3 protein-coding genes and 1 pseudogene are annotated in these 4973 nt (G+C 63.5%); 1 reads left to right on the top strand and 3 read right to left on the bottom strand.

Translation table 11 applies throughout. From position 1 onward, the window contains the following. Positions 1–389 precede the first annotated feature (389 nt). The gene (locus EOA60_RS18595; RefSeq protein ID WP_091600473.1) at positions 390–986 is read right to left on the bottom strand and encodes an omptin family outer membrane protease; all 597 of its coding nucleotides are present in this window, start codon (positions 984–986) and stop codon (positions 390–392) included. 276 nt (positions 987–1262) lie between these two features. Between EOA60_RS18595 and EOA60_RS39090 the strand changes: the two are divergent. Beyond that, positions 1263–1507 (top strand): annotated as a pseudogene (locus tag EOA60_RS39090) (hypothetical protein); the annotation flags it as partial. A gap of 15 nt (positions 1508–1522) precedes the next feature. On the opposite strand, the gene EOA60_RS18585 reads toward EOA60_RS39090, so the two are convergent. Together EOA60_RS18585 and EOA60_RS18580 are read right to left on the bottom strand one after the other, a co-directional pair. Further along, complete coding sequence (locus EOA60_RS18585; RefSeq protein ID WP_023798073.1) at positions 1523–2977, bottom strand: glutamate synthase subunit beta; 1455 nt, start codon at positions 2975–2977, stop codon at positions 1523–1525. A gap of 143 nt (positions 2978–3120) precedes the next feature. Beyond that, the coding region (locus tag EOA60_RS18580; protein ID WP_245502579.1) for a glutamate synthase-related protein at positions 3121–4973 on the bottom strand (1853 nt) is incomplete at its 5' end.

The raw sequence follows: 4973 nt of genomic DNA, 5'->3' as shown, positions 1-4973 counted from the left end.
TCCGTGAGGTGACCGGCAGGGGCGCTACCGGACGTGGGGCCCCGTTTAGCTGCGGCGGGCTTTGGCGAAAGCGACAGCACTGATGATTTTTGCTGTACGCTCATTCTCCCTCATCTGCGCGTTGACAGAAAACCAGCAGCCGAGGGTCACTGCACGCTGTGCTCCCGCGATTTCCGGAAAACCAATGAAGAACGACTTTGATCTATCGCGCGGGACGTATCATTCAACCATGTCGAGAACGGGCGTGACGGCACGTACACTATGGACCAGAGAACTTTGTCTGGCGACTTTGCGCACGCCTGCAGAACTCTTCGGAAAACTTCCTTCTGTTGATCCAATGATCGTAATGAGCTGGAGTGGCATCGCCGCTCTCCCCGGTTCTTGCTCTCTCAGTTGAACTTGATGCTGGCCTGCACGAACACGCCGTAGCGCTTTGCCTTCCAATCGTCGGCCTGCGGGGAACCACGACCGCCCATTGCCTCTTCGAAATGAGCCGTGCCGTTATTCGCCACGGCCCAGTAGCGGGCGCCGACGCCGATGTTGAACAAATCCGTGACCTTGTAGTTCAACACCGCCTCGAGCTGGACGCCATGCCCATCGCCGTCTTCGGGAATTAGCTTGATCTTGGGGCGCATGTGGTGCTGATCTTTGCCGTCGAGCCGCGTGAAGAGGAACGCCACGTCACCAGAAAGGCTGAGTCGCGCGGTGAGTTGCGTCTGCCCGGCCAAGCCGAGTCGCAGCGAATGCCAATCGTTGTCCTGGCTGATGAGGTTGACGTAGGTCGGGACGGTTGGCACACAGGTCCTCCAGTTGGTCGCCTGCTGCGTGCAACCGAAAGCGTCGTAGCTCTCGTGCCAGAAATTGTTGCCAACAAAAGCACCGATGCGGTAGCGCGGCGCGTTCAAGAAATTATATCCAAGATCGGCGGTGAAATAGCTGACGCCGCCCCCGCGCTGATCACTGAATGTGTTTGAGTAGCCCCCCATTTCCGTAAGAAGTCCTCGTCATGAGAAAACCCTCCCTGATGCCGCCGGCACCGAGGAGGCCTTTACGAAAATGCCAGTCGGATTGTGGATCGCGTTGAAGAAGACTTCACTCGAATGCGCGTCTAGATCGTCATAGGTGAGCCGCGAGACCGGTGACGTACCTTTATGATTGTAAAGGTCCTTCGATGCTTGCCGGTACTGGGCCAGTAGCGTAGTCCACCCTCGAACGAAAAGACTGAGGCCGCCGCCCCGGCTACCGACGCCGACTCGAAATCACCGGCACTCGACGGCGGTTCGGAACTCCTCGGTGCCGCAGCGCCGGCCAAGCCGGGCCCGGTGAAAAATTCGTCGTCGAGGGCAAGGCGCCCGCTGCTTCGCCCGGCCGCGCCGACGATTTTTCTTGGCCGCCAAGGCGGCAGCCTGCGGCCGCGGCCACAACCGAAACGACCACGGCGATCGTCCGTAAACCTGCCCCCGGGACACCTGAAGGGCAAAGCGCCCTCAGATGGCCGCGGGAGTAGCGTTTCCAAACGGTCTCAGCGCGGCAGCACGCTCGATCCCATCAGCGCCTCGTCGATCGAACGCGCTGCCTGACGGCCCTCGCGGATCGCCCAGACGACCAGCGATTGACCGCGGCGCACATCGCCCGCCGCATAGAGCTTTTCGACGCTGGTCTTGTAGTCGCGATCATTGGCCTCGACGTTGTTCGAGCGGCGGCTGTCGATGGCGATCTTCATCTGGCCAGCCAGTTCCGACACCGGCCCGACGGCGGCCGGCCCGGCAAAGCCGATAGCGATGAAGGCGAGATCCGCACGGATGACGAATTCCGTGCCGGCGATCGGCTTGCGCTTTTCATCGACCTCGCAGCATTTGACGCCGGTCAACGCGCCGTCCTCGCCGATGAATTCGAGCGTCGCCACCTGGAACTCGCGCTCGGCGCCTTCCGCCTGCGAGGACGAGGTGCGCATCTTCGTCGCCCAGTAGGGCCAGACCGAAAGCTTGTCTTCCTTTTCCGGCGGCTGCGGCCGGATGTCGAGCTGGGTGACGCGAACGGCGCCCTGGCGGAAGGCGGTGCCGACGCAGTCGGACGCGGTGTCGCCGCCGCCGACGACGACGACATGCTGGCCGCCCGCGACGATCGGCGGCGACGGCCACGCCACCGACTGGATCGGCTCACCGCCGATGCGCTTGTTCTGCTGCACCAGGTAAGGCATCGCGTCATGCACGCCGTCGAGATCGTCGCCGGGAATGTTGGCCGGGCGCGGCGTTTCCGAACCGCCGCAATAGAGCACCGCATCATACTCGGCGAGCAGCTCCGCCACCGGCTTGTCGACACCGACATTGATCCCGCAATGGAAGCTCACGCCCTCGCCTTGCATCTGCTCGATGCGCCGGTCGATGTAGTGCTTCTCGATCTTGAAGTCGGGGATGCCGTAGCGCATCAGCCCGCCCGGCCGGCTCTCGCGCTCGTAGACGTGAACGTCGTGGCCGGCGCGGCCAAGCTGCTGGGCGGCCGCCATGCCGGCCGGCCCCGAGCCAATGATTGCGACGCGCCTGCCGGTCTTCCTTTCCGGCGGATAGGGCCGGATATGACCGGTTTCATAGGCCTTGTCGGCGATCGCCTGCTCGATCGTCTTGATGGCGACCGGAATGTCCTCGAGGTTCAGCGTGCAGGCTTCCTCGCAAGGTGCCGGACAGATGCGGCCGGTGAATTCCGGGAAATTATTGGTCGAATGCAGGTTGCGGATCGCATTGTCCCAGTCGCCATTGTAGACGAGGTCGTTCCAGTCCGGGATCTGGTTGTGGACCGGGCAGCCGGTCGGCCCGTGACAGTACGGAATGCCGCAATCCATGCAGCGCGCGGCCTGTTTCTCGACCTCCTTGTCCGACATCGGCAGCGTGAACTCGCGAAAATGCCGGATGCGGTCGGAAGCCGGCTGGTACTTGTGCACCTGCCGGTCGATCTCGAGAAACCCTGTTACCTTGCCCATAGTCCAGTCCCTGCTGTCCAGATGGCGCGCTCGACGACGCACCCGTTAACCTCATAAGGCAGCCATGGCAACCTTCAGTCCGAGGCCAGGATTGTTGATGAAGGCGTCGCCCGGGAAGCTTGGCTTCCCGGCAATCCCAATACCTATTCCGCCGCAACGCCCATGCGCATGCGTTCCATTTCGATCAGCGCGCGGCGGTATTCGACCGGCATGATCTTCCGGAATTTCGGCCGGAAAGTCGCCCAGTTGTCGAGGATCTCGCGGCCGCGCACCGAACCCGTGTAATGGACGTGGTTCGAGATCAGCTGATAGAGCCGCTCCTCATCATGGCTGGTCATGTCGCCGGACACGTCGACGCGGCCTTTGTGATCGAGGTCGCCGCCATGATGGAGCAGTTTCTCCATCAGGTCGTCTTCTTCGGGAACGGGTTCCAGTTCGACCATCGCCATGTTGCAGCGCTCGGCGAAATCACCCACCTCGTCGAGCACATAGGCGACGCCGCCCGACATGCCGGCGGCAAAGTTGCGGCCGGTCTGCCCGATGACGACGACAATGCCGCCGGTCATGTACTCGCAGCCATGGTCGCCAACGCCTTCGACGACGGCGGCGACGCCCGAATTGCGAACCGCAAAACGCTCGCCGGCGACGCCGCAGAAATAGGCCTCGCCCTCGGTCGCGCCGTAGAGCACCGTGTTGCCGACGATGATCGACTCCGCGGCGACGATCTTCGTGTTCTCCGGCGGGCGGATGACGATGCGGCCGCCCGACAGGCCCTTGCCGACGTAGTCATTGGCCGCACCGACCAGCTCGAACGAAACCCCACGCGCCAGGAAGGCGCCAAAGGACTGGCCGGCGGTGCCGGTGAGCTTCACCGAGATCGTGTCCTCGCGCAGGCCCTTGTGCTTGAAGCGCTTTGCCACTTCGCCCGACAGCATGGCGCCGGTCGAACGGTCGACATTGCGGATCGGCAGCTCGATGCTGACCGGCTGCCTGGCGTCCAGCGCCGGCTTGGCCAACTCGATCAGCTTGCGGTCGAGCACGTCGTCGATCGGATGCTTGTGCCGCTCGGTCCAGTGCACCGCCTCATGCGGCGCATCCGGCTTGAAGAACATCTTGCTGAAATCGAGCCCGCGCGCCTTCCAGTGCTGGATCAGCGCCCGCTTCTCCAGGAGTTCGGTGTCGCCGATGATCTGGTCGAGATGGGTGTAGCCCATCTCGGCGAGCAGCGCCCGGACCTCTTCCGCCACATAGAAGAAGAAGTTGATGACGTGTTCCGGCGTGCCCTTGAAGCGCTTGCGCAACACCGGATCCTGCGTCGCGACGCCGACCGGGCAGGTGTTGAGATGGCACTTGCGCATCATGATGCAGCCGGCCGCGATCAGCGGCGCGGTCGAGAAGCCGAATTCGTCGGCGCCAAGCAGCGCGCCGATGACGACGTCGCGCCCGGTGCGCAGGCCGCCATCGACCTGCAGCGCGACGCGCGACCTGAGGCCGTTGAGCACCAGCGTCTGGTGCGTCTCGGCAAGGCCCATTTCCCACGGGCTGCCGGCGTGCTTGAGCGAGGTCAGCGGCGATGCGCCGGTGCCGCCGTCATAGCCGGAAATGGTGATGTGATCGGCGCGCGCCTTGGCGACGCCGGCCGCAACCGTGCCGACACCGACTTCGGAGACCAGCTTGACCGAGACATCAGCCGCCGGATTGACGTTCTTGAGGTCGTAGATGAGCTGCGCCAGATCCTCGATCGAATAGATGTCGTGATGCGGCGGCGGCGAGATCAGGCCGACGCCTGGCGTCGAGTGTCTGACCTTGGCGATGGTGGCGTCGACCTTGTGTCCGGGCAACTGACCGCCCTCGCCGGGCTTGGCGCCTTGGGCCACCTTGATCTGCATGACGTCGGAATTGACCAGATACTCCGCCGTCACGCCGAACCGCCCCGACGCGACCTGCTTGATCGCCGAGCGTTCCGGATTCTTGCCGCCGCCGGGCAGCGGCAGAT

Origin of the sequence: Mesorhizobium sp. M1A.F.Ca.IN.020.06.1.1 (assembly GCF_004023265.1) — a bacterium.
Lineage (GTDB): Bacteria > Pseudomonadota > Alphaproteobacteria > Rhizobiales > Rhizobiaceae > Mesorhizobium.
This window is presented reverse-complemented; position numbering and strand designations above follow the sequence as displayed.

Excerpts from the sequence above, each read along its gene's own strand:
- EOA60_RS18595 (WP_091600473.1), bottom strand. The coding sequence starts at position 986 with ATGGGGGGCTACTCAAACACATTCAGTGATCAGCGCGGGGGCGGCGTC.
- EOA60_RS18585 (WP_023798073.1), bottom strand. The coding sequence starts at position 2,977 with ATGGGCAAGGTAACAGGGTTTCTCGAGATCGACCGGCAGGTGCACAAG.